The organism is Cellulomonas sp. plas2 (genome assembly GCF_057221735.1).
In genome coordinates this window covers 1,181,119-1,207,113 of record NZ_CM170155.1, presented here as the reverse complement: position 1 = coordinate 1,207,113, position 25,995 = coordinate 1,181,119, and the positions used below count along the sequence as shown (strand labels likewise).

General features: G+C 76.4%; 25 protein-coding genes and 1 pseudogene. 11 read left to right on the top strand and 15 right to left on the bottom strand.

Features of this window, described 5'->3' with window-relative positions; genetic code table 11:
- Positions 1-6: 6 nt before the first annotated feature.
- The 8 genes from AC2TDM_RS05465 to AC2TDM_RS05430 all read right to left on the bottom strand — a co-directional run bounded on the left by AC2TDM_RS05465 (position 7) and on the right by AC2TDM_RS05430 (position 9,922).
- On the bottom strand, positions 7-981 hold the full coding sequence (locus AC2TDM_RS05465; protein WP_484636046.1) for a LysR family transcriptional regulator: 975 nt from the start codon (positions 979-981) through the stop codon (positions 7-9).
- A complete protein-coding gene (locus tag AC2TDM_RS05460; protein ID WP_484636045.1) occupies positions 978-2,771 on the bottom strand; it encodes a dipeptide ABC transporter ATP-binding protein in 1,794 nt (597 codons plus the stop codon). The genes AC2TDM_RS05465 and AC2TDM_RS05460 overlap by 4 nt, the downstream gene beginning before the upstream one ends.
- Positions 2,768-3,724: an ABC transporter permease gene (locus AC2TDM_RS05455; RefSeq protein WP_484636044.1), complete on the bottom strand. Its 957-nt coding sequence runs from the start codon at positions 3,722-3,724 to the stop codon at positions 2,768-2,770. Before AC2TDM_RS05455 ends, AC2TDM_RS05460 begins: the two co-directional genes overlap by 4 nt.
- Positions 3,721-4,566 carry an ABC transporter permease gene (locus AC2TDM_RS05450; RefSeq protein WP_484636043.1) on the bottom strand — a complete coding sequence of 282 codons (846 nt, stop codon included), beginning with the start codon at positions 4,564-4,566 and terminating at the stop codon, positions 3,721-3,723. Before AC2TDM_RS05450 ends, AC2TDM_RS05455 begins: the two co-directional genes overlap by 4 nt.
- Positions 4,563-6,266, bottom strand: a complete 1,704-nt coding sequence (locus tag AC2TDM_RS05445; RefSeq protein ID WP_484636042.1) for an ABC transporter substrate-binding protein — start codon at positions 6,264-6,266, stop codon at positions 4,563-4,565. The genes AC2TDM_RS05450 and AC2TDM_RS05445 overlap by 4 nt, the downstream gene beginning before the upstream one ends.
- A gap of 80 nt (positions 6,267-6,346) precedes the next feature.
- A complete protein-coding gene (locus tag AC2TDM_RS05440; protein WP_484636041.1) occupies positions 6,347-7,624 on the bottom strand; it encodes an acyl-CoA dehydrogenase family protein in 1,278 nt (425 codons plus the stop codon).
- Positions 7,621-8,859, bottom strand: a complete 1,239-nt coding sequence (locus tag AC2TDM_RS05435) for an LLM class flavin-dependent oxidoreductase (protein WP_090033464.1) — start codon at positions 8,857-8,859, stop codon at positions 7,621-7,623. Before AC2TDM_RS05435 ends, AC2TDM_RS05440 begins: the two co-directional genes overlap by 4 nt.
- Positions 8,860-9,439: 580 nt before the next feature.
- Entirely contained in the window at positions 9,440-9,922 is a 483-nt protein-coding gene (locus AC2TDM_RS05430; protein WP_484636040.1) for a MarR family winged helix-turn-helix transcriptional regulator, read from the bottom strand.
- A 94-nt stretch (positions 9,923-10,016) separates the two neighbouring features.
- On the opposite strand from AC2TDM_RS05430, the gene AC2TDM_RS05425 reads away from it, so the two are divergent.
- From AC2TDM_RS05425 to AC2TDM_RS05400, 6 genes and pseudogenes are all read left to right on the top strand, one after another.
- Positions 10,017-10,307, top strand: coding sequence for a hypothetical protein (locus AC2TDM_RS05425; RefSeq protein WP_484636039.1), 291 nt, complete (start codon positions 10,017-10,019; stop codon positions 10,305-10,307).
- A 44-nt stretch (positions 10,308-10,351) separates the two neighbouring features.
- Entirely contained in the window at positions 10,352-11,572 is a 1,221-nt protein-coding gene (locus AC2TDM_RS05420) for an MFS transporter (protein ID WP_484636038.1), read from the top strand.
- Positions 11,573-11,614: 42 nt separating this feature from the next.
- Positions 11,615-12,457: an ABC transporter ATP-binding protein gene (locus AC2TDM_RS05415; RefSeq protein ID WP_484636037.1), complete on the top strand. Its 843-nt coding sequence runs from the start codon at positions 11,615-11,617 to the stop codon at positions 12,455-12,457.
- On the top strand, positions 12,454-13,317 hold the full coding sequence (locus tag AC2TDM_RS05410; RefSeq protein ID WP_484636036.1) for an ABC transporter permease: 864 nt from the start codon (positions 12,454-12,456) through the stop codon (positions 13,315-13,317). The genes AC2TDM_RS05415 and AC2TDM_RS05410 overlap by 4 nt, the downstream gene beginning before the upstream one ends.
- 34 nt (positions 13,318-13,351) lie before the next feature.
- Positions 13,352-13,459, top strand: a pseudogene (locus tag AC2TDM_RS05405) (MerR family DNA-binding transcriptional regulator); the annotation flags it as partial.
- 442 nt (positions 13,460-13,901) lie between these two features.
- Positions 13,902-15,080, top strand: a complete 1,179-nt coding sequence (locus tag AC2TDM_RS05400; RefSeq protein WP_484636035.1) for an RtcB family protein — start codon at positions 13,902-13,904, stop codon at positions 15,078-15,080.
- A gap of 34 nt (positions 15,081-15,114) precedes the next feature.
- On the opposite strand, the gene AC2TDM_RS05395 is transcribed toward AC2TDM_RS05400, so the two are convergent.
- Entirely contained in the window at positions 15,115-16,596 is a 1,482-nt protein-coding gene (locus AC2TDM_RS05395; protein WP_484636034.1) for a gluconokinase, read from the bottom strand.
- 285 nt (positions 16,597-16,881) lie between these two features.
- Between AC2TDM_RS05395 and AC2TDM_RS05390 the strand changes: the two genes are divergently transcribed.
- Both AC2TDM_RS05390 and AC2TDM_RS05385 read left to right on the top strand, forming a co-directional pair.
- Complete coding sequence (locus AC2TDM_RS05390) at positions 16,882-17,097, top strand: hypothetical protein (RefSeq protein WP_090035231.1); 216 nt, start codon at positions 16,882-16,884, stop codon at positions 17,095-17,097.
- A 152-nt stretch (positions 17,098-17,249) separates the two neighbouring features.
- Positions 17,250-18,272 carry an SDR family NAD(P)-dependent oxidoreductase gene (locus AC2TDM_RS05385; protein ID WP_484636033.1) on the top strand — a complete coding sequence of 341 codons (1,023 nt, stop codon included), beginning with the start codon at positions 17,250-17,252 and terminating at the stop codon, positions 18,270-18,272.
- Positions 18,273-18,314: 42 nt separating this feature from the next.
- Here the strand turns inward: AC2TDM_RS05385 and AC2TDM_RS05380 are convergent, their stop codons facing one another.
- The gene (locus AC2TDM_RS05380; RefSeq protein ID WP_373308475.1) at positions 18,315-19,217 is read right to left on the bottom strand and encodes a CPBP family glutamic-type intramembrane protease; all 903 of its coding nucleotides are present in this window, start codon (positions 19,215-19,217) and stop codon (positions 18,315-18,317) included.
- Between the two features lie 83 nt (positions 19,218-19,300).
- Between AC2TDM_RS05380 and AC2TDM_RS05375 the strand changes: the two genes are divergently transcribed.
- Positions 19,301-20,695 carry an NAD(P)/FAD-dependent oxidoreductase gene (locus AC2TDM_RS05375; protein ID WP_484636032.1) on the top strand — a complete coding sequence of 465 codons (1,395 nt, stop codon included), beginning with the start codon at positions 19,301-19,303 and terminating at the stop codon, positions 20,693-20,695.
- Here AC2TDM_RS05375 and AC2TDM_RS05370 read toward each other — a convergent pair.
- From AC2TDM_RS05370 to AC2TDM_RS05350, 5 genes are all read right to left on the bottom strand, one after another.
- Positions 20,692-21,018 (bottom strand): lycopene cyclase domain-containing protein, encoded by a 327-nt coding sequence (locus AC2TDM_RS05370; protein WP_484636031.1) that lies wholly within the window; start codon positions 21,016-21,018, stop codon positions 20,692-20,694. The two genes, AC2TDM_RS05375 and AC2TDM_RS05370, sit on opposite strands and share 4 nt — an antisense overlap.
- Entirely contained in the window at positions 21,015-21,341 is a 327-nt protein-coding gene (locus AC2TDM_RS05365) for a lycopene cyclase domain-containing protein (RefSeq protein ID WP_090035223.1), read from the bottom strand. The genes AC2TDM_RS05370 and AC2TDM_RS05365 overlap by 4 nt, the downstream gene beginning before the upstream one ends.
- 44 nt (positions 21,342-21,385) lie before the next feature.
- A complete protein-coding gene (locus AC2TDM_RS05360) occupies positions 21,386-22,315 on the bottom strand; it encodes an SDR family oxidoreductase (protein WP_484636030.1) in 930 nt (309 codons plus the stop codon).
- Between the two features lie 2 nt (positions 22,316-22,317).
- Positions 22,318-22,551: a hypothetical protein gene (locus AC2TDM_RS05355; RefSeq protein ID WP_090035218.1), complete on the bottom strand. Its 234-nt coding sequence runs from the start codon at positions 22,549-22,551 to the stop codon at positions 22,318-22,320.
- A 106-nt stretch (positions 22,552-22,657) separates the two neighbouring features.
- Positions 22,658-23,227, bottom strand: coding sequence for a YqgE/AlgH family protein (locus AC2TDM_RS05350; RefSeq protein WP_090035216.1), 570 nt, complete (start codon positions 23,225-23,227; stop codon positions 22,658-22,660).
- Positions 23,228-23,433: 206 nt separating this feature from the next.
- Here AC2TDM_RS05350 and AC2TDM_RS05345 point away from each other — a divergent pair, with 206 nt between their 5' ends.
- Together AC2TDM_RS05345 and AC2TDM_RS05340 are read left to right on the top strand one after the other, a co-directional pair.
- Positions 23,434-25,242, top strand: coding sequence for a putative bifunctional diguanylate cyclase/phosphodiesterase (locus tag AC2TDM_RS05345; RefSeq protein WP_484636029.1), 1,809 nt, complete (start codon positions 23,434-23,436; stop codon positions 25,240-25,242).
- A 2-nt stretch (positions 25,243-25,244) separates the two neighbouring features.
- The gene (locus AC2TDM_RS05340) at positions 25,245-25,910 is read left to right on the top strand and encodes a DUF5317 family protein (protein ID WP_484636028.1); all 666 of its coding nucleotides are present in this window, start codon (positions 25,245-25,247) and stop codon (positions 25,908-25,910) included.
- Positions 25,911-25,995 lie beyond the last annotated feature (85 nt).

Here is a 25,995-nt window from a genome sequence, read left to right as displayed (position 1 = left end):
TGTCGGTCACGTCAGGTCCTCGCGGTCGGTGTCGGGAAGAGGGGTGGGAAGGGGGACGGGTGTGGGGGTGGCGGTGCAGAACGGCTCGTCGTGCGCGGGAGCGACGGCGAGAGCGGCGACGAAGGTCTCCAGCGCGCCGAGCGCCGCGGCCTCGAGGTCGACGTCGAGCCCGGCGCGGGTGGCCAGGTGCAGCCCGATGACGCCGAGCGGCGGCAGGTCCGTCCGCTCGACGAGCCCGGCCGGCGGAGCACCGGCGCTGGGCAGCACGGCGACGCCGAGCCCCGCGCGGGCCGCGGCGACGACGCCGTCGAGCGTCGTCGACTCCGCCGTCAGCCGGACCCGCCGACCGGCCTCGGCCAGCTCGGCGAGAGCCCGGCGGCGCATGCCGCACGGCTCGGCGTAGGCGACGAGCGGCACCTCGTCGTCGGACCGGCCGCCGTCGGACCGGCCGCCGTCGGAGGCGTCCCCGCCGGGACGCCCGTACCACCGCAGCGGCAGCGTCCCGATCTGGCGGCCGGGCGTCGCCGGCCCCCAGCCGAGCAGGACGGCCAGGTCGATGGTGCCGCGTGCCACGGACTCCGTCATGCCGGTGGAGCGGTCGATGACGAACCGCACGGGCCGGTCGGGGAACGCGTCGCGCAGCGTCGTCAGCAGCGTGGGCAGGACGCCCTCGGCGGCGGTCTCGGTGGACCCGACGACGACCGTGCGCCGCGCGCCGGTCTCCAGGCGGGCCAGCGCCTCGTCGTGCACGGCCAGGACGCGCCGGGCCTCGGCGAGCAGGCGCTCCCCGTCGTCCGTGAACCGCGCGCCGCGGCCCTCGCGCTCGAGGAGCACCTGCTTCAGGCGCCGCTCCAGCGCGCGGACGTGCCCGGAGACCGTCGGCTGCGAGACGTGCAGCGCGGCGGCGGCGCGCGTGTAGCCGCCGGTGTCCGCGATGGCGACGAGGGTGCGCAGCTGCGCGAGGTCGAGCGGCGCGCTCATGCCCCCACCCCCGCGCCGGCCCCCGCGCCGACCCCCGCGCCGACCCCGGCGCCCGCGAGCGCCGCCACCGCCGCGGCGTGCCGGCCGCCCGGCACCGCGTCGAGCAGCTCGGCGGTGTAGGGGTCCGCCGGCGCGTGCAGCACCTGCCCGGCCGGCCCCTCCTCCACGAGCCGCCCGCGCCGCAGCACGGCCACGCGGTGCGCCACCTCCGCGACGACCGCCAGGTCGTGCGACACGAACAGGTAGGACACGCCGAGGTCGGCCTGCAGGTCGGCGAGCAGCGCGAGGACCTGCGCCTGCACGGACACGTCGAGCGCGGAGACGGGCTCGTCGAGCAGGAGGAGCTCCGGGCCCACCGCGAGCGCCCGGGCGATGGCCACGCGCTGGCGCTGCCCGCCCGACAGCTCGGCCGGCAGGCGCGACAGGTGCGCGGCGGGCAGCCCGACGCGGTCGAGCAGCTCGCGCGCCCGCTGCCGCCGCTCGGCACGCCCGCCGAGGCGGAAGGACGCGAGCGGCTCCGTCACGCTCTCCTCGACGGTGAACCGCGGGTCGAGGGCGGCGAACGGGTTCTGGTGGACGAGCTGCACCCGCCGGCGCAGCGGTCGCCATGCCGCCCAGGAGGCGTCGGTGACGTCCCGCCCGTCGAGCTCGACGCGGCCGCCGGTGACGGGCTGCAGCCCGAGCGCCACGCGCAGGGCCGTCGTCTTGCCCGACCCGGACTCCCCGACGACCGCGAGCGTGCGCCCGCGCGGCACCGCCAGGCCCACCCCGTCGAGCGCGCGCAGGGCGGGCCGCCCGGGCTGGGGGAAGTCGACCGTGACGTCGTGCAGGCGCAGCACGGGCTCGGCCGCGGTCGACCCGGCGGTCGCGTCGTCGGGCGTGGCGTGCCGGACGACGAGCCGCGTCCGCGTCCCGGGCGTCTCCGGGGCCACGCTCCCCGGCACGACGAGGCCCGGCACGACGAGGCCCGGCGCCGCCGCCAGCAGCCGCCGCGTGTACTCCTGCTCGGGGCGCACGAGGAGCTGCGCGGGCGGCCCCTGCTCGACGACGCGCCCCTGCGACAGGACGAGCACGCGGTCCGCGCGGTCGGCGGCCACGGCGAGATCGTGCGTGATGACGAGCAGCCCGATGCCGCGCTCGGCGACCAGGTGCTCGAGGTGGTCGAGGATCCGCCGCTGCACGGTGACGTCCAGCGCGGAGGTCGGCTCGTCGGCGACGAGCAGCCGCGGGTGCCCGGCCAGCGCGAGCGCGATGAGCACCCGCTGACGCAGGCCGCCCGACAGCTCGTGCGGGTACTGGCGCGCGCGCAGCTCCGGGTCGTCGACGCCGGCGTCGGCCAGGGCGACGAGCACCTCCGCGCCGACCGCCGCGCGCGGCACCCCGCGCCGCCGCACGACCTCGGCCACCTGCACGCCGACGCGCAGCGTGGGGTCGAGCCCGAGGCCCGGGTCCTGCGGGACGAGCCCGAGCACGGACCCGCGCTGCCGCCGGCGCACCCGGTCCGGCGCCCGAGTGACGTCGAGGCCGTCGACCTCGATGCGCCCGCCCGTGACGTGGCCGCTCGCGGGCAGCAGCCCGAGGACCGCGTGCGCGGTGCTGGACTTGCCCGAGCCCGACTCGCCGACGAGGGCGACGACCTCGCCGGGCGCGACCTCGAGGCTGATCCCGCGTACGGCGGGCCGGGCGTCCCGGCGGCTGCGGCCGTACGCGACGTGCAGGTCCTCGAGGCGGACGACGGGCGCGGCCGGGCGGCCGGCGGCAGGGGCGACGGGGGCGACGGCCGCGCTCATCGCTGCACCTCCTCGAGGGTCCGGGCGACGTGGTTGAGGCCGAGGACCAGCAGGCCGACGAACACGCCGGGCAGCAGGCTCAGCCAGGGGCTGGTGACGAGGTAGTTGCGCCCGGTCGAGATCAACGTCCCCCACTCGGCCGCGGGCGGGGCGGCGCCGAACCCGAGGAAGCTCAGCGCCGCGACGGCGATGACGGCGGCGCCGAGGTCGAGGACCGCGAGCACGGCGACGGGCCCCCACGAGTTGGGCAGCACGTGCCGCAGCAGCACCCGACCCCACGAGGCGCCGCCCGTCCGGGCCGCCTCGACGTACGGCAGGGTCCGCACGCGCAGCACCTCGGCCCGCGTCGTCCGCGCGAAGCCCGGGACGATGCCGATGCCCACGGCGACGGCCACCGGGACCGTGCCGTAGCCGATGGCGGTGACGATCGCGAGGGCCAGCAGCAGTCCCGGGATCGCGAGCAGCACGTCGACGGCTCGCATGACCACGGCGTCGACCCACCCGCCGACGAACCCGGCCACCACGCCGAGCGTCAGCCCGACGACGAGCGCCAGGACGAGGGCGAGCCCCACGGCCTGCACCGTCAGCAGCCCGCCGTGCAGGACGCGGGAGAACAGGTCGCGCCCGAGCTCGTCGGTGCCGAAGGGGTGCCCGGGGCCGGGCGGCAGGAGCTTGTCGACGGGAGCCGTCGCATACGGGTCGGCGGACGTGAACAGGCCGGGGGCCAGGGCGGAGACGACGACGAGGACGACGAACGCCAGGGCGACCAGGAAGCCGGCTCGGCGCAGCAGCAGGCGCGCGGTCGTCGCCCGGCGGGCCGCCCGCCCCTCGAGCGGGCGGCGACGCCCGCGGCGGCGACCCTCGTCGCCGTCGGGGCCGTCGGGGCCGTCGGTGAGCAGGCCCTCGTCGCCGGACGCGACGGCCGGGGCGGGGCGGGTGAGCGCGAGCGTCATGACGGCCTCCGGCGGGTGCGGGCAGCGGACGTGCGAGGAGATGACGTGCGGGCAGCAGGCGTGCGGGCAGCAGGCGTGCGGACGGCAGGCGTGCGGACGGCAGGCGTGCGGACGGCGTGGCTGATGCGCGGGTCCAGCAGCGGGTACAGCAGGTCGACGAGGAGGTTGACCAGCACGAACGCGGCGGCGGCGAGCACGACGACGGGCCCCTCGTCGCCGGTGGAGGGGAACCACCCCAGCGTGAAGGCGAAGACCTGGATGAGCAGCAGGCCGACCCAGAAGGACGGGAACGCCACGCCCGCGGACGGCAGCCGCGACAGCAGCACCTTGGCAGGCCGCCAGCGCACCCACGCCGCGAGCCACGCCACTGTGAGCCCGCCGGCCAGCGCGAGCAGCACCGCCAGGCCGCTGAGCTGCAGCGTGCCGGGCAGCCGCTCGGCCAGCAGCTGCGTCACCGGCACGTTCTTCGTGATGGACACGCCGAGGTCGCCGTGCAGCGCGTCGCCGAGCATCCGGCCGTACTGGACGAGCACGGGCTGGTCGAGCCCGTACCGGGCCTGGGCCGCCGCGAGCTCCGCCGGCGACAGGGAGTCCACCTCGACGTTGTTGGCCGAGAGCAGCAGCGCCAGCGGGTCGGACGGCAGGAGCCACAGGATCGCGAACGTCGCGGTCCACGCCGCCCACATCACGACGAGCGCCTGCGCGACCCGGCCGGCCACGTACCGGCCGAGGTCGGCCCCCCGGGCGACGCGGGCCGCCCCGCTCACCAGCCCGGACGTCGGCCCGGAGGCCGGGCCGGCGACGGCACCCGCCGCCGGCCCGTCGACGACCACGGCCGTCACGAGGCGTCCCCGATCCACGTCCCCGCGAAGTCGCCGAACGACTCGGAGGTGAACCGGAACCCGTGCACGTCGGCCGCGAGCGCCGCGGTCTGCACCCGCTCGAAGGTCGGGAACGCGAGCGCCTCGTCGAGGTACAGGTCCTGCAGCTCGCCGTAGACCTCGGCCCGGGCGTCGGGGTCGGTCGTCGTCGTGCCCTCGTCGAGCAGCGCCAGGACCTGGGCCGCCTGCTCGGGCGTCAGCGCGTTGTCCGCCTGGGCCTTCGAGCCGGCGTACCGGGAGTCGACGATCCACTGGATCACGCCCGGGTCGGCCCGCGTGTAGTAGGTGGAGATGAGGTCGTAGTCGCCCGAGGACAGGACGTCGCTGCGCTGGGCCTGGGTGATGACGTCCAGCTGCAGGTCGATGCCGACGGCCTTCAGCTGGTCCTGGATGAGCTGGTCACCGGCGGTGAAACCCTGCACGACCGGGGTCGACAGCGTGAGCCGCTGCCCGTCCCGGTAGCGGTACCCGTCGTCCTCGAGCGCCCAGCCGGCGTCCTCGAGGAGCTCGGCCGCCCCGTCGGGGTCGTGGGCGAGGTCCTCGGAGTGGTCGACGTAGCCCGGCGTGGTCGTGTCGTAGATGCTCGTGACAGCCGGGTAGTCGGCGCCGAAGACCGTCGAGGCGTACGTCTGCCGGTCGATGGCCTTCTGGAGCGCGCGACGGACGTCGGCCTCGGCAAGGACCTTCCCCTCCGACAGGTTCGGGTAGAGGTTGTTGGCCGGGCCGGGCAGCGAACGGCTGACGAGCTGCGCGCCGTTGGCGGTCACGAGGGCCTGGTCGTTCTCGGTGATGGGCTGGCGGGGCCACGCGATGTCGATGGCCCCGGACGTGAGCTGGCCGATGCGGACCGAGTCCTCGGCGACGTAGGTGATGTCGATGCCGTCGAGGTAGGCCTCCCCCGTGTTCTCCCGCAGCTCGGAGCCCCAGGCGTAGCCGTCGCGCTTGCTCAGGCTGATGCCCTCGCCCGGGGTGTAGGAGTCGAGGACGAAGGGGCCGGACCCGACGACGTCCCCGAGGCACCGCTCCTCGGGCGTCTTCGCGTACGACGCCGGCGCGAGGACGGCGAGGTTCGTCGTCGACGTGCCCTGCAGGAAGGCCGCGTTCGGCGTCGAGAACCGGATCACCACCGTGTCCGCGTCGACCACCTCCGTCGACTCGTACCCGGCCAGGTAGACGCCGCCGTACGCCGTCGGGAGCTCCTGCAGGACGGCCGCATGGCTGTCGAAGGCCGTCTTGACGGCCTCCGGGCCGAAGGCCGTGCCGTCGGAGAACGTCACGTCCGTCCGCAGGTCGAAGGTGTACTCGGTGCCGGCGTCGTCCACCGTCCACGACGTCGCCAGCCACGGGACGATCTCGCCCGTCTCCGGGTCCTGGTCGGTGAGCGAGTCCGCGTAGTTGCGGATGACCGTGCGGTGCTCGATCCAGTAGGTCTGGAAGGGGTCGACGCACGCGAAGGCGGCGTTGTCGGGGAAGTACGCGAGGCGCAGGCGGCCGCCCTCGACGGGGTCGCCGGTGGCACCGGCGGTGCTGCCGTCGGTGCTCGTGGCGCCGTCGGACGCGGCGCTGCCGCTGCCGCCGGCGCAGGCCGTCAGCGCCAGCACGGCCACGAGGGCGGGGGCTGCGGCGGCCGCGAGGCGGCGGTGGGGTCGCGTGGTGCGCATGGGGGTGGGTTCCTCGGGGGTCGGGCCCGGCGCGGGGACGGCCGGGGACGGGGTCAGACGGGTGGGGTCAGGGGTCCGGATCAGGACGTGGGCGCGAGGGCGGCGAGCGACGCCCGGCCGGCGGCGAGCAGGGCCGCGTCGTCCTGCGGCGGGTGCACCCGCGAGGCCAGGACGTCGCGCAGGTGCCGCTCGAGGGGGTGCGACCGCGTGAGGGCCGGGTTCCCCAGCGCGGCGACGGCGGTCTCGACGGCCGTGACCGCCGCGCGGGTGGCCAGGAGCTTGGCGACGACGAGGCGTCCGCGCCCCCGCTCGTCGCCCGCGTCGAGGCGGGCGGCCAGGCCGAGCAGCAGCTCCTCCGCGCCCACGAGCTGGGCCTCCACCTCGCCCGCGACGGCCGCGATCCGGTCCGTCGTGGCGATGGGGCGGCCGAGCGAGGTGGGGACGCGCTCGTGCGCGAACCGCACGAGGAAGGCCTGCGCGGCCCGGGCGACGCCGACGTACAGCGCCGGGACGGACAGGATCGCGCCGGCTCCGGGCTCGCCGCGGCGCGCCCCACCACCTGAGCCGGACACGGGCGCGCCGACGAAGTGGTCGTCCGGGATCCGGACCCGGTCGTAGACGACGTCGTGCGTGCTCGTCGCCCGCTGGCCGAGGTGGTCCCAGGTCCGCACGACGCGCACGCCGGGCAGCCCGGCCGGGACCACGGCGTGGGCGACCTCGGGCTCGCCGGAGGGGCCGTCGTGGTCGACCGCCCACACGAGGTGGTACGCAAGTCCCTCGGACCCGGTCGCGAAGGCCTTGCGGCCGTCGAGCACCCAGCCGTCGCCGTCGCGCCGCACGGTCGTGGCCGGCAGGCCGCCGCGCGCCGGCGCGCCCCACTCGGGCTCGGCCCGCACGGCGTTGAGGAGCTGCGGCTCCCGCGCCGACCGGGCGACGAGAGTGCGGTACACGTCCTCGGGCCACCACGGTGACCGCGCCTGCGCGTCGTGCTGCAGGACCGTCATCGCGGCGATGAGCGCCACCGCCGGGTCGCCCTGCCCGAGCGCCTCGAACACCCGCACCGCGTCGACCGCGGTCAGCGGCGTGCCGCCGTACCGCGGCGCGACGCCGAGGGTGAGCAGCCCGGCCTCGTGCACGGCGGCGATCCCGCGCCACGGGAAGGCCGCCGTCCGGTCGTGCTCCTCGGCGGTGGTCGCCAGGCGCGCGGTCACCGCGGCCAGCGCCGCGTCGGACAGGTCGGGCACGGGCAGCCCCGGCGGGACGGCCTGCTGCCGGACGTCGGCACCGGCTCCGCCCGTGGTGGCGCTGCCGGCGGCCCCGACCGTCGTCGCCGGCGCCCTCTCGTCGAGCGCGGTCACGCGGAGGCCCCGACGAGCGCGTCGTCGCCGGCGAGGGCGGCCCCGCGGGCCTCGCCGTCAGCCCCGGTCGGAGCCTCCTGCCCGGGCAGGGGCGGCTGCGCGACGACCTCGCCGCGCCGGCCCGTCGCCTCGCGGTGCACGAGCTCCTCGCGGACCAGCGGCAGGACGTAGCGGCCGTAGTCGATCGCGTCGTTCAGGTTGTCGTACCCGCGGATCGAGATGAGGTCCGCGCCGAGGTCGACGTAGTCGAGGATCGCGGCCGCCACGGTCTCCGGCGTGCCCACCAGGGCGGTCGAGGCGCCCTGCGCCCCGGTGGCCGACGCGGTCGGCGTCCACAGCGCCCGGTCGTGCCGGTCGCCGCGCGCGGCGATCTCGAGCAGGCGCTGCGACCCGCGGTTCTGCGGCCCGCCGGCACCCGGCGTCTGCACCCACAACCCCCCGCGCGACCCCAGCGGCTGACCGGCGCCCGAGCCGCCGCGCGACTGCAGCACCTGCAGCGTCCGCTCGGCCTTCTCCCAGGCCAGCTCCTCGGTCGGCGCGATGATCGGCCGGAACGTCACCCAGGTCCGCGGGGTGTCGGTGCGCCCGACGGCGCGCGCCGCGGCGGCGATGCGCTCGATCTGCTCGGCGGTGTCCTTCAGCGGCTCGCCCCACAGGCCGAAGATGTCCGCCAGCGCCCCGCCCTGGGCGTACGCCTCGTCGCTGGAGCCGCCGACGGAGATCGGGATCGTGCCGTTGACGGGCCGCACCCGGGAGACGAAGCCCTCGAAGGAGTAGTAGGTCCCGGCGTGGTCGAACGGCTCGGTCTCGGTCCAGACGCGGCGCAGGATCCGCAGGAACTCCTCCTGGCGGGCGTAGCGCTCCGCCTTCGGCAGCCGGTCGCCCTCGCGGGCCTGCTCGACGTCGTTGCCGCCGGCGATGAGGTGCACGACCGCCCGGCCGCCGGAGAGCTGGTCGAGCGTCGCGAGCGCCTTCGCGGCCACCGTCGGGTACAGGGTGTTGGGGCGCAGGGCGACGATCGGCCGCAGGTGCTCGGTGACCTGCGTGAACGCCGCGGCGATGGTGAAGGGGTCGTGGCCGGCGGAGCCGTAGGGCACCAGCGAGTAGTCGAAGCCCCCGTCCTCGAGGACGCGGGCGTAGCGGCGCAGGTAGGCGACGTCGATCGCCGGGTCGGACAGGCCGTTGACCTCGTTCGACGGGTTGACGTTGATGGCGGAGATGAACTCGACGGGCACGGGACGGTCCTCCGGAGACGGGCAGGCAGGGGTGATCGGGGTACGACGAGGGACGGGTGGGCAGCACCCGGCAGCACCGCGCGCCGGGCGGGCGCGGGTGCGGGTACGCCCGTCGAGGGCGCCGCGGTCCGCGTCGCGAACCGGCTGCTCGCTTCCCGGGGCAGGGAGGTCAGGACCGGGGGCGACGAGGGCGGTGCGGGCGCCGGCGCGGCACGGGACGACGCGGGACAGGACGACGCGGTCGTCGACCGCCGGACGACGGGGGCCGACGCGAGGTCAGGCGGCCATCAGGCGGTGTGCGGCGCGAGGGCGAGGGACGCGAGGTGCGTCCCGGGATCCGCGGTCCGGGTCAGAGAGCCGGACAGGGACAGCCGCGCATCGACGCGCGACAGGCCCCGGCCGGGCGGGAGGCACAGGCGGGGGCGACGGGGCGGCCGGTGGCGGGCATGCCGGACGGCATGCGCAGCGCCTCGGGGCGGGTCCTCGTCATGGCAGCGACAGTAGGGCTTCGTCCCACCATCCGTCCAAGGACGTTCCTCGATGTGGACACATCGCGCGTGCTGATGGGTGCCGGCGCCGCTCAGGAGAGGTCGGTGCGCGCCCGTGCGCAGGCGCCGACCAGGAGCTCCGCCGCCTCACGGATGCGGGCCGCCTCCTCGACGGTGAGCGCCAGCCCGGCGAGCATCCGGCCCGGGACGGCGAGCGCCTGCTCGCGCAGCGCCCGTCCGGCCGCCGTCGCGCGCAGCACCAGCGCGCGTCCGTCGTCGGCGGACCGCGTCCGCTCGACGAGGCCCTGCGCCTCCAGCCGGCGCACGAGCGGCGAGGCCGTGCCCGGCTCGAGGTGCAGCAGTGCCGCCAGGCGCGTCAGCGTCAGCTCCCCGTGCTGCCACAGCGCGAGCATCACCAGGTACTGCGGATGGGTCAGGCCGAGCGGGGCCAGCAGCGGCCGGTAGAAGGCGACGAGATCGCGCGCCGCCGCCGACATCGCCAGGCACACCTGCGCCTCGAGGGCCAGCGGGTCGTCGACGGACCCGACCACCGCGTGCCCGCCACCCGTCGTCATGCCCCGAGCCTAGCGGCTATGCTGAGTGCACTCAGCATCTGCTCGTCGCGCTCCCGATCGCTCCGGGACCGCCGGGCCACCCCGAGGGAGTCCCATGGGCCTGCTCCGCCGCCGTCCGTCCCGCTCGCGCCCGGCCGCCACGTCCGGGGACCGGGTGGTCGACCGGGCGGGCGACATGGTGGCCGGAGCCGACACGGACCGGCCCACCGAGGTCCTGCTCACCTACCTCGGTCCGGCCCAGGTCGGCCACCCCGCCGCCGCCGGCCGTCCCGCGAACGACGACGAGCGCGCCCGCGACGCCGCCCTGCGCACGGAGTTCGTCCGCGTCACCGGCGCGGACGGCCGCACCTTCCTCGTCGAACGGCCCGTGGTCGACGAGCCCTGACCGGGCGGAACCGACGCCCGGCCGCGCTCGACTACTGTCCTGCGGTGCCCGCGCCCGACCCGCACGCCCCGCTGCCCACGTTCCGACTCCTCGTGCTCGCCGGGGCGATCTTCGCCTCCGTCTCCAGCGAGTTCCTCCCGACCGGTCTGCTGCCGGAGATCGCGGACGGCGTCGGCGTCAGCGAGTCCCGGGTGGGACTTCTCGTCTCGGTGTTCGCCGGGACGGTGGCGCTGACCTCGATCCCGCTGACGCTGGCCACCCAGCGGTTCGCGCGCAAGCCGCTGCTCGTCCTCACGCTGTCGGTGTTCGCCGTGACGAACGTGATCGCCGCGCTGGCGCCGAGCTACGAGGTGCTGCTCGTCTCCCGGGTGATCGGCGGCCTGTCGCACGGCCTCTTCTGGTCCGTGGCAGGGCCGTACGCGTCGTTCCTCGTGCCGGGCACGCAGCTGGCGCGTGCGATCGCCATCACCTCCGGTGGCGGGTCGCTCGCCTTCATCCTCGGCGTGCCGCTGACGGCCGCGCTGGGGCACGCGCTCGGGTGGCGCGCCGCGTTCGGCGTGATGGCGCTGATCGTCGTCGTCTTCGTGGTGCTGGCCGTCGTGGCGCTGCCGCCGGTGGAGCACCGCCGCGAGCCGGTGCCGGGGGCTGTGGCCACGCCCCTGCGGCGGGACCCGTCGCTGGTCGGCGTCGGGATCGTCGCCGTCTCCACGCTGGTGGTGGCCACGGGCCACAACGCCTTCTACACCTACATCGCGCCGTGGACGATCCAGGTCGGCGGGGTGCCGTCGGACCTGCTCAGCGGCGTGCTGCTGGCGCTCGGCGTCGCGGGGCTCGTCGGCGCGGTGCTCGCCGGGGGTCTGGGCGACCGGTGGCCGCGGCTGGTGGTGACCGTCGCCGTCTCCGCGGCGACGGTCCTGCTCGTGGCGTTCGCCCTGGCGGGCAGCGCGACAGGGCTCGTGGTGACGCTCCTGGTCCTCTACTCCGTCGCGTTCGGCGTCGTGCCGCCGATGATGCACACCCGGAACCTGCACGCGGCGTCCGTGCGCGCCCGCAGCCTCGCGGGCTCGGTCGTGACCACGGCGTTCAACATCGGCATCGGCCTCGGGGCCCTCGTCGGGGGGCTCGTGCTCGACGGCGTGGGTGTGGCCGCGATCCCGCTCGTCGCGGCCGGCATCACGGCCGCAGGCCTGCTCTTCGTCGCCCTCACCGACAGGACGCGGATCGCCCGCGTCCCCCGCGAGCTCCCCGCGGACGCGCAGGGCTGACCGCTTGACCCTGACGCAGCGTCAACCCCCGACGCTCGCGTCATGGACACCACCACAGCACCCCGACCACCCGCCCGACCCACCGCCGCTGCCGCGATCAGCGTCCGCGGCCTGACGAGGTCCTACGGCGACCTCGCCGTCCTGCGCGGCGTCGACCTCGACGTCGCCACCGGCAGCATCGTCGCCCTCCTCGGCACCAACGGGACCGGCAAGACGACGCTCGTGAAGATCCTCGCCACGCTCCTGCCACCGGACGGCGGCACGGCCACCGTGGCCGGCGCCGACGTCACCACGCAGGGCCACCGCGTGCGGACCGCGCTCAGCCTCACCGGGCAGTTCGCTGCCGTCGACGGCGTCCTCACCGGGCGGGAGAACCTCGTGCTCGTCGCACGGCTGCGGCACCTGCCCCGTCCCGGCGAGGTCGCCGACGCCCTCCTGCGCCGGTTCTCGCTCGCCGACGCCGGCGACCGCCGCGCGGCCACGTACTCCGGCGGCATGCGCCGCCGCCTCGACCTGGCGATGAGCCTCGTCGGCGACCCGGGCGTCGTCGTCCTCGACGAGCCCACCACCGGCCTCGACCCCGAGGGGCGGCGCGAGGTCTGGCAGGCCGTGCGGGAGCTCGCCGCCGGCGGCACGACGGTCCTCCTCACCATCCAGTACCTGGAGGAGGCGGAGCAGCTCGCGGACCGCGTCGCGATCCTGCACGGCGGCCGGGTCCTCGTCGAGGGCACCCTCGCCGAGCTCACCGCCCTCCTGCCGCCCGCCCGCGTCGAGCACGTCGAGAAGCGGCCCAGCCTCGAGGAGGTCTTCCTCGCCCTCACGAGCGCCGGCAGCACCGCCGGCACCACCACCAGCACCAGCACCCGGCAGGAGGACCTCCGATGACCACCACGACCCCCACGCCGACGGCGCCGCTCGCCACCGTCGTCGCGGACACCGCCGCCCTGACCGGCCGCTCCCGCACCCACGTGCTGCGCAGCCCCGACACCGCCATCACGACGGCCCTCATGCCCGTCGCCATCCTGCTGCTGTTCACCTACGTCCTCGGCGGTGCCATCGACACCGGGTCCCGCACCGGCTCCTACGTCGACTACCTCCTGCCCGGGATCCTCGTCATCACCCTCGCGACGGGCGTCTCCTACACCGCCTACCGGCTGTTCCTCGACCTCCAGGGCGGCCTGCTCGAGCGGTTCCGGTCGATGCCGATCGCCCGGTCGGCGGTGCTCTGGGCGCACGTCCTGACCTCGGTGGTGGCGAACCTCGTCCCCGTGGCGCTCGTCGTCGGTGTGGCGTTCGTCGTCGGGTTCCGGCCCCGCGCGGGGGTGCTCGGGTGGCTGGCCGTCGTCGGGGTCCTCGTGCTGCTGGCGCTGGCGCTCACGTGGCTCGCGGTCGTCGCCGGGCTGACGGCCTCGTCCGTGGAGGGCGCCAGCGCGTTCTCCTACCCGCTGATCCTGCTGCCGTTCGTCAGCTCGGCCTTCGCGCCGACGGGGTCCATGCCGGGGCCGGTGCGGTGGTTCGCCGAGCACCAGCCGGTGACCGCCTGCGTCGACGCCCTGCGGGCGCTGCTCGCGGGTCAGGACGCCGCCGGCAGCACCGCGGCCGCCCTGGCCTGGTGCGCAGGGCTGCTCGTCGTGGCCGTCCATCCTCGCCGCGCTGACCTTCCGCCGGCGGTTCCCGTGACCGTGCCCTCTCCCGTACCCCTCCCGCGCAGGGCGCGACGAGGGGCAGGATCGTCGCCGTGCTGACCATCAGCCAGCTCGCCGCCTACGCCGGGCCACCGTGCGGGCCGTGCGCCACCACCACCAGATCGGTCTGCTGCCGGAGCCGGAACGCGACGCCTCCGGCTACCGGCGGTACGGCGCGAGGGCCGTCGTCGCGCTCGTCCGGATCCGCACGCTGGGCGAGGCGGGTGTGCCGCTGTCGGAGGTGGCCCGGCTCCTGGACGCCGACGAGGCCACCTTCGCGGCGGCGGTCCGGCGGATCGACGAGCACCTCCGCGACGAGATCGCGCGCCTGAGCCGCAGCCGGGAGCAGATCGCGCAGCTCGCCGCGGGCGACCGCCTCGTCCTGCCGCCCGAGGTCGTCGCCTACCTCGAGGCGCTGCGCGGGATCGGCGGCCTCGCAGCTGCTCGACGCGCTGGCCCTCGAGACCGACCCGCGCATGCAGCGCATGCTCGAACTCATGCGCGAGCGCGGCTGGGCGAGCTGGACGCGGCTGGAGCGGGTGTCCGGACGCGCGGCCCGGACCAGCTGACCCGGACGAGGGACGCAGGTCGTCGCGAGGCAATTGCCCGTGACCTCAGGTCCTGGTCCCCGCAGGATGTCCGCCATGACCCGCGAGCACCTGTCCGAGCGCCTCGTCAGCTGGGCCTCGATCCTCGAGCCGACCACCCGCGAGCAGGCGCTGCGGACCTCCCGCATGCCCTTCGTGTTCCCCCACGTGGCCCTCATGCCCGATGCCCACCTCGGCAAGGGCGCGACCGTCGGCTCGGTCATCCCCACGCTCGGCGCGATCATCCCGGCGGCCGTGGGGGTCGACATCGGCTGCGGCATGATCGCGGTCCGGACGCAGTGGTCCGAGGAGCAGGTGCGGGCGGCCGGGCCGCTGGTCCGCATCCGCGAGGCGATCGAGGCCGCGGTGCCGCTCTCCGCGGGCGTGCACAACGCGTCGCTGACCGCGTCCGCACGGGCCCGTGTCGCCGCGCTCGAGGAGACGGCGGCCGCGGCGGGCTTCGACCCCGCGTCGGCGGCACGCAACTGGCGTCTGCAGCTCGGCTCCCTCGGCTCGGGCAACCACTTCATCGAGGTGTCCGTCGACGAGACCGGGGTCGTCTGGCTGTTCCTGCACTCGGGGTCCCGCGGCGTGGGCAACAGGATCGCCCAGCACCACATCGCCGTGGCGGCCGAGCTGTGCCGGCGGTGGTGGATCGACCTGCCGGACCCGGACCTCGCGTACCTCGTCGAGGGCACGGAGGAGTTCTGGGCGTACGTCCGCCAGCTGCGGTGGGCGCAGGACTTCGCCGCCGCGAACCGCGAGGAGATGATGGACCGGGTCGTCGGCGTGCTCGCCGAGCACATGGGCGAGCCCGTCGTCGAGGCCGAGCGGGTCAACTGCCACCACAACTTCACCGAGCAGGAGACGCACGTCGGGAAGCAGGTGTGGGTGTCCCGCAAGGGCGCGATCCGCGCGCGGGCGGGCGAGCCGGGGCTCATCCCCGGCTCGATGGGCACCGCCTCCTACGTCGTGGTCGGCAAGGGCGACCGGCTCTCGCTGGAGTCGAGCCCGCACGGCGCCGGGCGGAACCACTCCCGGTCCGCCGCCCGCCGCCTGTTCACGCGCGAGCAGCTGCGGGAGGCGATGGCGGGCATCGAGTACCGCGACACGGACGCCTTCATCGACGAGATCCCGGCGGCGTACAAGGACATCGACCAGGTCATGGCCGACGCCGCCGACCTCGTCGAGGTCCGGCACACCCTGCGTCAGGTCGTCAACGTGAAGGGCGACTGACCGCCCGCGCGCCGGCGGGCGGGTCGGTCGCCGGTCACGGGTGCACCAGCGCGGCGTACACGTCCGCGAAGCGGGCGCGGCGGTCGGCGTAGTGGTCCGCGTGGGCCGGCACCGGCTCGTACGTCGCGCCGGTCACGCGCGGCGCACGGGGCGCGTCGGGTGCCAGCACGTCGAGGGCGAGCAGCGCCGTGCCGCGCTGCGTGGAGCGCTTGCGCGTGACGTGCCGGACCGGACGGGCGAGCACGTCGGCCAGGACCTGCAGCCACTCCGGCAGGTCGTTGCTGACGCTGCCCGACGCCGCCACCTCGACCACGCCCGGCGCGGCGGGCGCGAGCTCGTCGGCCACGCGCGCGTACGTCAGCGCCATGCCCTCGACGACGCCGCGGAAGACCGCGTCCGCGTCCGTCGCCGCCGAGACGCCGGTGATCGTCGCCCGGGCCTCACCCACCCAGCCCGGTGCACGCTCGCCCGTGAGGTACGGCAGGACCAGCGGCGTGCCCGACGAGGGTGCCGCCGTGAGGACCCGCCCCGGCTCCGGGGACAGCCGCAGGACGGCCTCCGCCCAGCTCACCGCGCGGCCGACGTCGTTGAGGGCACCGCCGAGCAGCGTGCGGCCGGTCCCGACGCGGTAGTTCCACAGACCTGGGGGCAGCGGGTCCGCCGGGCCGTCGAGCAGCACGCGCAGGGCGCCGCTCGTGGCGGTGGCGGCCGCGACGACCGTCGGGTCCGTCGCGCCGGCCCCGACGTTGCTGGCGTAGCCGTCCGTGATGACGCCGAACCAGGCAGCCCCTGCGAGGGCCGGCCACCGCGACGGCGACGACGGGTGCGCCGGCTCGACCATGTCCCGCGGGGCCGAGAACTGGTCGGCGCGCACCCCGGCGGCGGCGAGGAGCTCCTCGTCGAGCGCACCGGTGCGCCGGTCCAGCAGTCCCGTCCACGCGACCGTCGACGTCCCCGCCAGGGGCTCCCCGACGAGCCGCGCCAGCACGTACTCCCCCAGCGACCACCACGCCGCCGCCCCGGCGACCACCCGGGGCTGCGTCGCCGCCAGCCACCGCAGGCGCGGGGCGTGGTAGCTCGTGTGCAGGCGCGTGCCGGTGCGCTGCTGCACGGCGGGCTCGTCGAGCAGGTCGCGCAGCGCGGCCACCTCCCCCGCCGACCGCTGGTCGGCGTACGTCAGGCAGGGCGCCAGCGGGCGCCCCGCACGGTCGACCCCGACGAGGGACGCGGCGAACGTGTCCATGGCGACGCCGGCGATGCGCGTGCCGAGGCGGCTGTCGGCGGTCACCGCGTCGAGGACCTGCGCGACCTCGTCGACGACCTGATCCGGGTCGATGACGGACGTGCCGTCGGGCGCCACGGTGAAGGCGTGCGGCACCTTGTGCTGCAGCCCGGCGACGGGCCGGCCGCTCGCGTCGTGCACGCCGCCGCGGGTCGCCGTCGACCCGATGTCGAGCGCGAGCACCAGCGGGTCCTGCGCCTCGTGCAGCTCGACCGCGTCCCCGGACCTCGCCATCGTCCCCACCCCGTCCCCGACCAACCGTCGCGCCGACCCTAGTGACGGCCGGCAGGGGTGTCGCGACGGCCGCCTCCCGCAGGTCTTGCGCACCGCTGAGCCGGCCCTGAGACGGGCGGGGCGACGACCCCGTGCCGACCTCGGGCGGCGGGCGCACCATCGGAGGGCGGGAGCGGTCCCGCCGCCGCCTCCGGCGCACCGGACACGCGTCCCGCCCGGCCTCCCCCTGCCGGGCGGGGCGCGTGCCCCTCCTCGGTTCAGCAGCGACGCCCAGGAGTGACCGACATGACCCTGCACCTGCCCTCGTTCAAGCAAGCCAACGACCGCGCAGCCGAGTTGCTGCTGCCCTACCTGGGACCGGCCGAGATCGACCGGACGGCTCCTCGGGCACGCGCGCAGAGCGGCCCCGATCCCGACGGCGAGCTCCTCACGCGCTACGAGAAGGTCGTGGGCGCCGACGGGCACACGTACCTCGTCGAGCGCCCCGCCGCGGAGGTGTGAGCCCCCTTCCGGCGGGAACGGCCCCGCTGCGGACGCGTGTGCGCAGTGTGCTCCCCGGGGCCCGCCCGCGCGCGTCGGTCGTGGGGACGCTCCTGAGGGCCTCCGCGGCCGGTCGCCGTGCGGGCCGGGCCGGTCCGGGCCAGGGTGGGCGCGTGCCCCGACCTCCCCGTCACGACCGCGCGCGCCGGCGCGTCGTCCTCGTCCTCGGCGCCTCCAGCGGGATCGGCCGCGCGACGGCGCACCGCCTCGCGGCGCGGGGGGACGCCGTGGTGCTGGCGTCCCGGTCCGCGGAGGCGCTGGCCGAGGTCGAGCGCGAGTGCCGCGCCCGCCGGCCCCGTCGCCGCCCGGTCGACACGGGCGGCCCGGACGTCCTCGTCGTGCCGACGGACGTGTCCGACCGCGCGGCCGTGCACCGGCTGTTCGAGGCCGCCTGGGCGGCGCACGGGCACGTCGACGCGGTCGTGCACGCCCCGGCCGTCGTCGCCTACGGGCGCTTCCACGAGGTGCCGGCGGACGTCTTCGACCAGGTCATCGCGACGAACCTGCTGGGTACCGCGAACGTGGCCCGCGAGGCGATGGCGCGGTTCTCGGCCGCCGGCGGCGGGCACCTCGTCGTCATCGGCTCCCTGCTGGGCAGCATCGCCACGCCGTGGATGTCCTCCTACGTGACCAGCAAGTGGGCCGTCCACGGGTTCACCCGGACCCTGCAGGCCGAGGCGCGGTCGCTGCCCGGCGTGGAGGTCTCGCTCGTCACCCCCGGCGCCGTCGACACCCCGGTGTACGCGCAGGCCGGCAGCTACGCCGGGCGGATCGGCCGGCCGCCGCCCCCCGTGGACCGGCCGGAGAAGCACGCGCGCGCGATCGTGCGGGTCGTCGACCGGCCCGTGCGCAAGCGGTCCGTCGGCCCGGCGAACAAGGTCCTGACGGCCGCGTTCCGGCTGGCACCGTGGGCGTACGACCGCGGGGTGGGTCCGGGCATGTCCGTGCTCGGGCTCTCGCGCGACCGCGTCGAGCCGCACCCCGGCAACGTCTTCACGCCCACGCCGGGCGGCGAGGCCGTGCACGGGCGGTGGGGACGGCACTGGCTGCGGCCCCTCGGGGCGGCGGCCGCCGGGCTGGGCGGGCTCGTCGTCGGGTCCGCGGTGCTGGACGCGGTGCGCTCCCGGGAGGACTGAGTCCCCCCTGGGCGCGCACCGCTCGGCGGCACCCAGCGGCGCTCAGCGCGGTGCCGTGAGGAACACGTCGAAGAGCTCCGGGTGCTGGGCGTGCACGAGCACCATGAAGACGACCGCGTCGAAGAGAAGGTGCACGGTCAGCACGTAGGTCAGTGACGCCGTCTTGACGAACGTCAGCCCCTGCACCAGCGCGAACGGGATCGTCAGTGCCGGGCCCCACTCCCGGTAGCCGAGCTCCCAGAGGAACGAGACGAACACGAGCGTCTGCAGGACGTTCGCGGTGGCCCACGGCAGGTTCCGGCGCAGCAGGGCGAACACCGTGCAGACGAAGAACAGCTCGTCCCACGTGCCGACGGCGGCGACCCCGACGAACAGCCGCGCGATCTCCTGCCCGCCGTCGAGCTCGGGCCAGTTGCGCCACACGCCCGACGAGAGGAAGTACCAGGGCAGGATCAGGTACCCGGCCAGCACGACGCCGACGAGGTACCCCCAGTGGACCCGCGTCCACGGCCGGCCCACCCGCCAGGGGAAGCGGATCGCGTCCTCGCGCAGCCACCAGCGCGACAGCGCCCAGGGCACCAGCACCGCCAGCGACAGCACGACGCCGAACCTCACGATGCCGGCGTCCGACAGGTCGGCTTCCAGCGAGATCGTGCTGACGATCCCCTGCCCCACCGCGATGAGCAGCAGGTCCTTGCCGAGCGCGCGGTCGACCGCCAGGCCCAGGACCACCCCGGCGACGAGCGGCACGTAGGCCAGCGGCCGGACGTGCACGGCGAACAGCAGCACCGCGGCGCCGCACACCAGCAGCGCGGCGAGCAGGCGGGCCGCGGAACGACCGGCGCCGTCGTCGGGCACGCCGGCGACCCGCTGCAGCAGCCCGGCAGGGGCGGGGGGCGTCGTCGCGTCGGGCACGGCGGTCAGCCTGCCCGACGGCACCGACATCCGCCACGGACGCTGAGAGCCGCCCGTGAGCGGCGGCGGGTCCGGCCCTTCCGGCTACCGGCCGGCACGACGACCATGCACCCATGACGGATCCCGGCGCCGGTCCCGCACGCGTCGTCGTGGTCGGAGCCAGCGTGGCCGGCCTGCTCGCCGCGGCGGCCGTCGCGGGCGACGGGCGGCGCACGACCCTCGTCGAGAAGGACGTGCTGCCCGACGCGCCGGCGTCGCGGCCCGGGACGCCGCAGGACCGGCACCCGCACGTGCTGCTGCACCGCGGCCTGCTCGCCGCCGAGACGGTCGTGCCCGGGCTGCGCGAGGACCTGCGCCGGGCCGGCGCCGTCCCCGTCGACACCGGGAGGCTCGCGTGGCTCGGGGAGCAGGGGTGGGCGCCGCGCAGCCGGCAGTACGAGGTGCTCTCGGCGACGCGGCCCCTCGTCGAGCACGTGCTGCGCACCCGCGTCCGGGCCCTGCCGGGGGTGGTCCTGCGCGACGGGACCCGCGTGGACGGCCTGGCGCGCGGCGACGACGCCGCGTGGCACGTGCACCTCGCCGACGGCTCGACCCTGGCCGCCGACCTCGTCGTCGACGCCTCCGGGCGCACGTCGCGGCTGCCCGTGTGGCTGACGGCGCTGGGGCTGCCGGAGCCGAGGACGCAGGAGGTCGACGCCCGGATCGGCTACGCGAGCCGGGCCTACGCGCTGGACCGCGAGCGCGTCACCACCGCGGGCGTCGTGCTGCTGGCGTCGCCCGGGCGGCCCGTCGGCGGGCTCGCGCTGCCCGTGGAGGACGGCCGTTGGCTCGTCGGGCAGGTGGGCGTCGGCGAGCAGCGGCCGGGCCGGGAGCCCGACGCCTTCCTCGCCGGCCTCGCCGCGCTGCAGGACCCGGTGCTCGCCGAGCTCGCGGCCGCCGCGGAGCCGGCCTCCGACGTGGCCGTCCACCGCCGGACCGCCAACCGCCGGCACGCGTGGGAGCGCCGGGGCGCCCTGCCCGACGAGGTGCTCGTCGTCGGGGACGCGCTGTGCGCGTTCAACCCCATCTACGGCCAGGGGGTCGCGGTGGCCGCGCTCGAGGCGGCCGCCCTGCGCGCGGAGGTCCGCCGCGGGTGGCGGCCGCGGCGCAGCGCCCGCCGGCTGCAGCGCCGCTTCGCCCGCACCACGGCGCTGCCGTGGGCCATCGCCACGGGCGAGGACCTGCGCTACCCCACGGTCGCCGGCCGCGAGGGCCTGGTCGCCGCGCTGCTCGGCCGGTGGACGCGGGAGCTGGGCCGCCTCGCCGCCCACGGCGACACCGCCACCCAGGAGCGGGTCGCGTCCGTCTTCCACCTCATGGCGCCGCCGCTGGTCCTGCTGCACCCCCGCCTCCTGGCTGCGGGCCTCCGTGCGCGGCTGCGCGGCTACGGCACCCCGGTCCCCCGCCCGCAGGTCCTGGTGCCGGCGTCCTCGTCGCGGGCTGCGGACGTCACCACCCGGCGCTCCTAGGAGCCGCCGGGCTGCCGTCCGCGGCGGCCCACGAGCTCCCAGACGGCCGGCAGCAGCGCCACGGCCGCGACCGTGTACGCGAAGTCCTCGACCGGCGCGACGCCCACCCGAAGGCCCGAGATGAGGGTCGGGTCGTAGGCGACGATCGACAGCCCGACGAGCACGTTGTCGAACACGGCCGTGAGCAGCACCAGCACCACCAGCGTCACGGCGGTCGCGCGCACGGGGTGCCGGCGGCCGTCGCGCCGCCGCGAGCGCTCGGCCAGCACGACGACGACCGCCGCCAGCAGCAGGAACGGCGTGTTGACCAGGGCGTACGTCACCGCGGCACCTCGGGCTGCGCCCCGGGACGCGTCATCAGCCCCCACACGTTCATCGTCGACCAGCACAGCAGCGTCAGGAAGAAGAGCTCCTCGAGCGGCAGCTCGGGCGCCAGCAGCACACCCGTCATGAGGTCCGTGGAGCCGCGGAAGAAGATGCCCGTGGCGATGCCCGCCACGTCCCACGTCAGGAAGAAGGCAAGCCCGACCGCCATGACGACCGCCGCACGCCGGGCGTCCCGCCAGAAGAAGGTCCGGTACCCGTGGTCGACCAGCGCCTGCCCGACGAGGGACAGCACCAGCGCCGTCAGGTAGAGCACGCCCACGCCAGGTCCTCCGGTGCCGCCGTCGTCCGTGTCGTCCCGAGCGGTCAGCGTGCCAGCAGCTCCGCCAGGGACAGCGGCGGCAGGCCGGTCAGCCGCTCGACGTCGCGCGAGACGGCGGCCATCTCCCCGTGCGCGATGGCCGTGTACGTCGACACCCACGCCTCCACCTGCCAGGCCGGCGCGCCGAAGCGCTCGCGCGAGGCGTAGGCCTCCTCCAGCGTCTCGGGGACGTACCGCGTCGGGCGGCCCGCGGCGGTGAGTACCGCGGCCACCTCCTCGAGCGTGAGCGCCTCCGGACCCGTCACCTCGTACGTCGCGCCCGCGTGCCGGTCGCCGACCGGGTCGCGCAGCACGTCGCCGACGACGGTCGCGGCGCAGCGCACCACGTCCTCGCGGGCGACGCCGGCCACGCGCCCGTCGCCGGCCGGGCCGCGCAGCGTCCCGTCCTCGCCGACGAAGGCCGGCAGCAGGTCCAGGTACAGGTTGTCGCGCAGCACGGTCCTCGAGAGCCCGGCCGAGCGCAGGGCCTCCTCCGTGGCGGCGTGGTCGCGCGCCAGCGTGAAGGTCGCGTCCGGCGCGGCCCCCGCGAAGGAGGTGTAGACCACGTGCCGGACCCCGGCGGCGGCCGCCGCCTCGACCGCGGTGCGGTGCTGGTCGAGCCGGTCGACGCTCTCCCCGGCCGAGACGAGGACGAGCACGTCCGCGCCGTCGAACGCGCGGCGGCACGCCTCCCCGTCGCCGTAGGACGCGACGGCCACCTCGACGGGCTCCAGCTGCGGGGCCCGGAGCGGGTCGCGCACGACGAGGCGCATCCGCAGGTCGGGGACGCCCACGCCGCCGGGGACGGCACCGGGACCGCCGAACCCGTCGCCGGCGGGCGGGGTCGCACCCGCGGCGAGGGCCGCGGCCACTCCACCGCCGACGGCGCCGCTGGCGCCCGTGACGACGACGAGCGGGAGGTCGGGGACCGCCATGGTCAGAGGCGCTCGAGCCGCGGGCTGTCCAGCGCGACGCGCCGCAGGTCGCCGCCGAAGTCGACGATCGCGTTGCGGTCGCCCTCGAGGCGCACCGTGCGGCCCAGGCCGTGCCGGTCGTGCGACACGCGGTCGCCCGGCTCGAGCTCGATGCGGGTGGCGGCGGCCGCGGCGCGGGCGGCCGCGAACGGGCTGTTCGGCAGGTGGCGGGGCGTGGCGGGGCGCTGGCTGGCCATGGTTCTCTCCTCCGTCGACCCCGGACGGGGGCTCTGCGACCAGGGTACGCGCCCGGGCGGAGCCCCGGCCGAGTCCTTCGTCACGGGCCCGAACCCTCAGCACGGGTCAGTTGAGCGTGAGGTCGTCCGGCCACGTCGAGTACAGGGCGAGGTCCGAGGGCTGCCGCCGCAGCACGCGGTGCCAGAGCTCCTGCGGGTCCGCGGCGAAGGGGTCCTCCGGGCGGGCGTCGAGGACCCACCACGAGCCCTCGGCCACCTCCTCCTCGAGCTGCCCCGCCGACCAGCCGGCGTACCCGGCGAAGATCCGCAGGTCGGGCACCTGCGCCACGACGTCGGCCGGCTCCAGGTCGAGGTCCAGCAGCCCGAAGGAGGCCACGACCCGGTCGACGCCGACGGGCGTCCGACCGCCGGGGGCGGACGGCACCGCCACGACCCCCAGCGCGGAGTCCAGCCCGACCGGCCCGCCCTGGAACAGGTACCGCGGGGCGCTCACCCACGGCTGCCACGCCGGCAGCACCGCAGCGACGTCCACCTCGAGCGGCCGGTTGACGACCACGCCGAAGGCGCCGCCGTCGGCGTGGTCCAGCAGCAGGATCACCGTCCGGCGGAACGTCGGGTGCTCGAGGCGCGGCGTGGCGACGAGGAGCCGCCCCACCCACCGCTCGTCGTCCGCCACCCCCCCAGTCTCGACCCTGGCGGCCGGGGCCGCCCGCGCGGCGTGGCCGCAGGCCCGCGGGCGGCGCCCTCGGCCGGAAAAGGGCGCCGTGGTCGGAGCTGCGCGAGGAGTGGGTCTGGCTCCCGGCGCTGTTCCTCGCGGTCGGGGCCGTCGTCGGGGAGACACGGCCGCTGGCCATCCCGCGCACACGCCACCCCACCGAGGCCATGGCGATCTCGACCCCCTTCGTGCTGGCGCTCGTGCCGGTCGCCGGGCTCGGGCCCGCCCTCGTCGCCCAGGTCATGGCCTCCCTCGTCGACGACCTGCACCGACGTCGTGGGCTGCTGAAGTCCGCCTTCAACTCCAGCCAGTACCTGCTGAGCGTGCTCGCGGGCGGCGCGGTGCTGTCCGTCGTCGGCGCCCGGCCGCTGGTGTCCGGCCCGTCGGACGTCGGTCGCCTCGACGTGCTGCCCCTGCTCGTCGCCGGCCTGTCCATGCTGCTGGTGAACCGGCTCCTCGTCGGGGTCGTCGTGGCGCTCGCCTCGGGGCAGCCGCTCCTGCCCGTGCTGCGGGCCGACCTGGCGTGGTCGGCCTCCTCGCAGCTCGTCCTCCTCGCCATCGGTACCGTCGCCGCCGAGCTGGCGACCGAGAGCCTGCTGTCCCTCGTGCTGCTGTGCCTGCCCGCGGCCGCCATCCACGTGACGACCGCCGCCTCGTTCCTGCGCGCCCGTCAGGCCGCCCGCGACCCGCTCACGGGCCTCGGCAACCGCGAGCTGCTGTTCGAGGAGCTCGGCCGCCTGCTCGACGCCGGCACCCCCGAGGGCCCGGGGCTCGTCCTGCTCGACCTCGACCACTTCAAGGACATCAACGACGGGCTCGGGCACCCCGTGGGCGACGAGCTGCTGCGCGAGGTCGCCGCCCGGCTGCGGCGCGTCGTCGACGGCGACGTCGTCGTCAGCCGGCTCGGCGGCGACGAGTTCGCGGTCGTCGTCGCGGGCGGCGGCGCCCCGGGTGCCGAGCGCGTGGCGCACGCGCTGAAGGCCGCCCTGCAGGAGCCCGTGCGAGTCGGCGACCTCGAGCTGCTCGTGCGCGCCAGCGCCGGCGTGGCCGTCGCCCCCGAGCACGGCGACGACGCGGCGACCCTCATGAAGAACGCCGACATCGCGCTCTACCGCGCCAAGCGCGAGCGCGACCGCGTGAGCACCTTCTCGCCGGAGCTCGCCGTGGACACCAGCGAGCGGCTCGCACTCCTGGCCGACCTCAGCGTCGCCATCGGCGCGGGCCGGCTCGCCGTGGCCTACCAGCCGCAGGTCGACCTCGGGACGGGACGCATCGAGGCCGTCGAGGCCCTCGTGCGCTGGAACCACCCCGTCCTCGGACCCGTCCCGCCGGACCGGTTCATCCCGCTGGCCGAGAACTCGGGCCTCGTCGCCGGGCTGACCGCGTTCGTGCTGGACACCGGCCTGGCGGCCCTGGCGCGCTGGCACGCCGACGGGCACCGGCTGCGCCTGGCGGTCAACCTCTCGGCCCGGCACCTGTCCGACCTCGCGCTCCCCCGCCAGGTGGCTGCCGCCCTGGACCGGCACGGCGTGCCCGCGGGCGCGCTGGTGCTCGAGGTGACGGAGACGGCGCTGCTGTCCGACCCGGCCCGCGCCGACGTCGTGATCGCCGAGCTGCGCGCCCTCGGCACCACGGTGTCGGTCGACGACTACGGCACGGGCCACGCCTCGCTCGGGTACCTCCAGCGTCTCGACGTCGACGAGCTCAAGATCGACCGCTCCTTCGTCAGCGGCATGGCCACGCGCCGCGGCGACTTCGTCATCGTGCGCTCCACCGTGCAGCTCGCGCTCGACCTGGGCCTGCGCGTCGTGGCCGAGGGCATCGAGGACGCGGCCACCGTCGATGCGCTGCGGGCCATCGGCTGCCGCACCGGTCAGGGCTACCACCTCGGCCGGCCCACCACGTCCCAGGAGATCGGGCAGCGCCTGCTCGAGGCCGCCCGCGGCCGCGTCCCCGTCCCCCGCACCGGAGGCTGACCGTGCTCGTCCTCGCCTGCGCCCTGCTCGCCGCCCTGTCGCCGCTCGTGCGCGGCCGCGTGCCCGCCGCCCTCGTGCGGCACCGGTGGCGGCTCGTCCCGCTGGTGTGGGCCGCGCTCGTCGTGCAGACGGTCGTGCTGGAGCTGCCGACGCCGGCCGGCCTCGCGCCCGTCGTGCACGTGGGCACCTACGTCGTGGCGGCCGCGTTCCTCGTCGCCAACCGGGCGCTGCCCGGGACCCTCGTCGCCGCCGCCGGGACGCTGAGCAACGGCGTGACCATCGCCCTCAACGGCGGGACGCTGCCGGCGTCCGCCTCCGCGGTGGCGGCCGCGGGCATCAGCCCGGACATGGCCTTCGCCAACTCCATCGTCGTGGCGGATCCGGTGCTGCCGTGGCTCGGGGACGTCTTCGCCCTCCCGGCGCCGCTCCCCCTGGCGAACACCTTCAGCGCGGGCGACGTGCTCCTCGTCGCCGGCGTCGCGCTGGCCTCGTGGGCGCGGACCCCGCCGCGCGCCGCCGTGCCCGACGAGGGCGCCGACGAGGGCGTCGACGGGGGCGTCGACGGGGGCGTCGGCCAGGGCGTCGGCCGGGGTGTCGGTGGTGCGCACGTCGACCGAGCGCGAGGCACCGCTGCGGCGGCGGACCCCGTGGCACCGCCCGTAGGGTGACGCGGAGGGGCGACCTGCAGGTCGTCCGACCGGTCACCGGGCAGAGGTGGCGCCGGGGCAGGAGGTGCGCGGCACGGAGGTGGAC

Excerpts from the sequence above, each read along its gene's own strand:
- AC2TDM_RS05465 (WP_484636046.1), bottom strand. The coding sequence starts at position 981 with ATGAGCGCGCCGCTCGACCTCGCGCAGCTGCGCACCCTCGTCGCCATC.
- AC2TDM_RS05345 (WP_484636029.1), top strand. The coding sequence starts at position 23,434 with ATGGCGATCTCGACCCCCTTCGTGCTGGCGCTCGTGCCGGTCGCCGGG.
- AC2TDM_RS05425 (WP_484636039.1), top strand. The coding sequence starts at position 10,017 with ATGGGCCTGCTCCGCCGCCGTCCGTCCCGCTCGCGCCCGGCCGCCACG.
- AC2TDM_RS05395 (WP_484636034.1), bottom strand. The coding sequence starts at position 16,596 with ATGGCGAGGTCCGGGGACGCGGTCGAGCTGCACGAGGCGCAGGACCCG.
- AC2TDM_RS05460 (WP_484636045.1), bottom strand. The coding sequence starts at position 2,771 with ATGAGCGCGGCCGTCGCCCCCGTCGCCCCTGCCGCCGGCCGCCCGGCC.
- AC2TDM_RS05455 (WP_484636044.1), bottom strand. The coding sequence starts at position 3,724 with ATGACGCTCGCGCTCACCCGCCCCGCCCCGGCCGTCGCGTCCGGCGAC.
- AC2TDM_RS05400 (WP_484636035.1), top strand. The coding sequence starts at position 13,902 with ATGACCCGCGAGCACCTGTCCGAGCGCCTCGTCAGCTGGGCCTCGATC.
- AC2TDM_RS05360 (WP_484636030.1), bottom strand. The coding sequence starts at position 22,315 with ATGGCGGTCCCCGACCTCCCGCTCGTCGTCGTCACGGGCGCCAGCGGC.
- AC2TDM_RS05390 (WP_090035231.1), top strand. The coding sequence starts at position 16,882 with ATGACCCTGCACCTGCCCTCGTTCAAGCAAGCCAACGACCGCGCAGCC.
- AC2TDM_RS05410 (WP_484636036.1), top strand. The coding sequence starts at position 12,454 with ATGACCACCACGACCCCCACGCCGACGGCGCCGCTCGCCACCGTCGTC.
- AC2TDM_RS05380 (WP_373308475.1), bottom strand. The coding sequence starts at position 19,217 with ATGTCGGTGCCGTCGGGCAGGCTGACCGCCGTGCCCGACGCGACGACG.
- AC2TDM_RS05375 (WP_484636032.1), top strand. The coding sequence starts at position 19,301 with ATGACGGATCCCGGCGCCGGTCCCGCACGCGTCGTCGTGGTCGGAGCC.
- AC2TDM_RS05430 (WP_484636040.1), bottom strand. The coding sequence starts at position 9,922 with ATGACGACGGGTGGCGGGCACGCGGTGGTCGGGTCCGTCGACGACCCG.
- AC2TDM_RS05355 (WP_090035218.1), bottom strand. The coding sequence starts at position 22,551 with ATGGCCAGCCAGCGCCCCGCCACGCCCCGCCACCTGCCGAACAGCCCG.
- AC2TDM_RS05415 (WP_484636037.1), top strand. The coding sequence starts at position 11,615 with ATGGACACCACCACAGCACCCCGACCACCCGCCCGACCCACCGCCGCT.
- AC2TDM_RS05445 (WP_484636042.1), bottom strand. The coding sequence starts at position 6,266 with ATGCGCACCACGCGACCCCACCGCCGCCTCGCGGCCGCCGCAGCCCCC.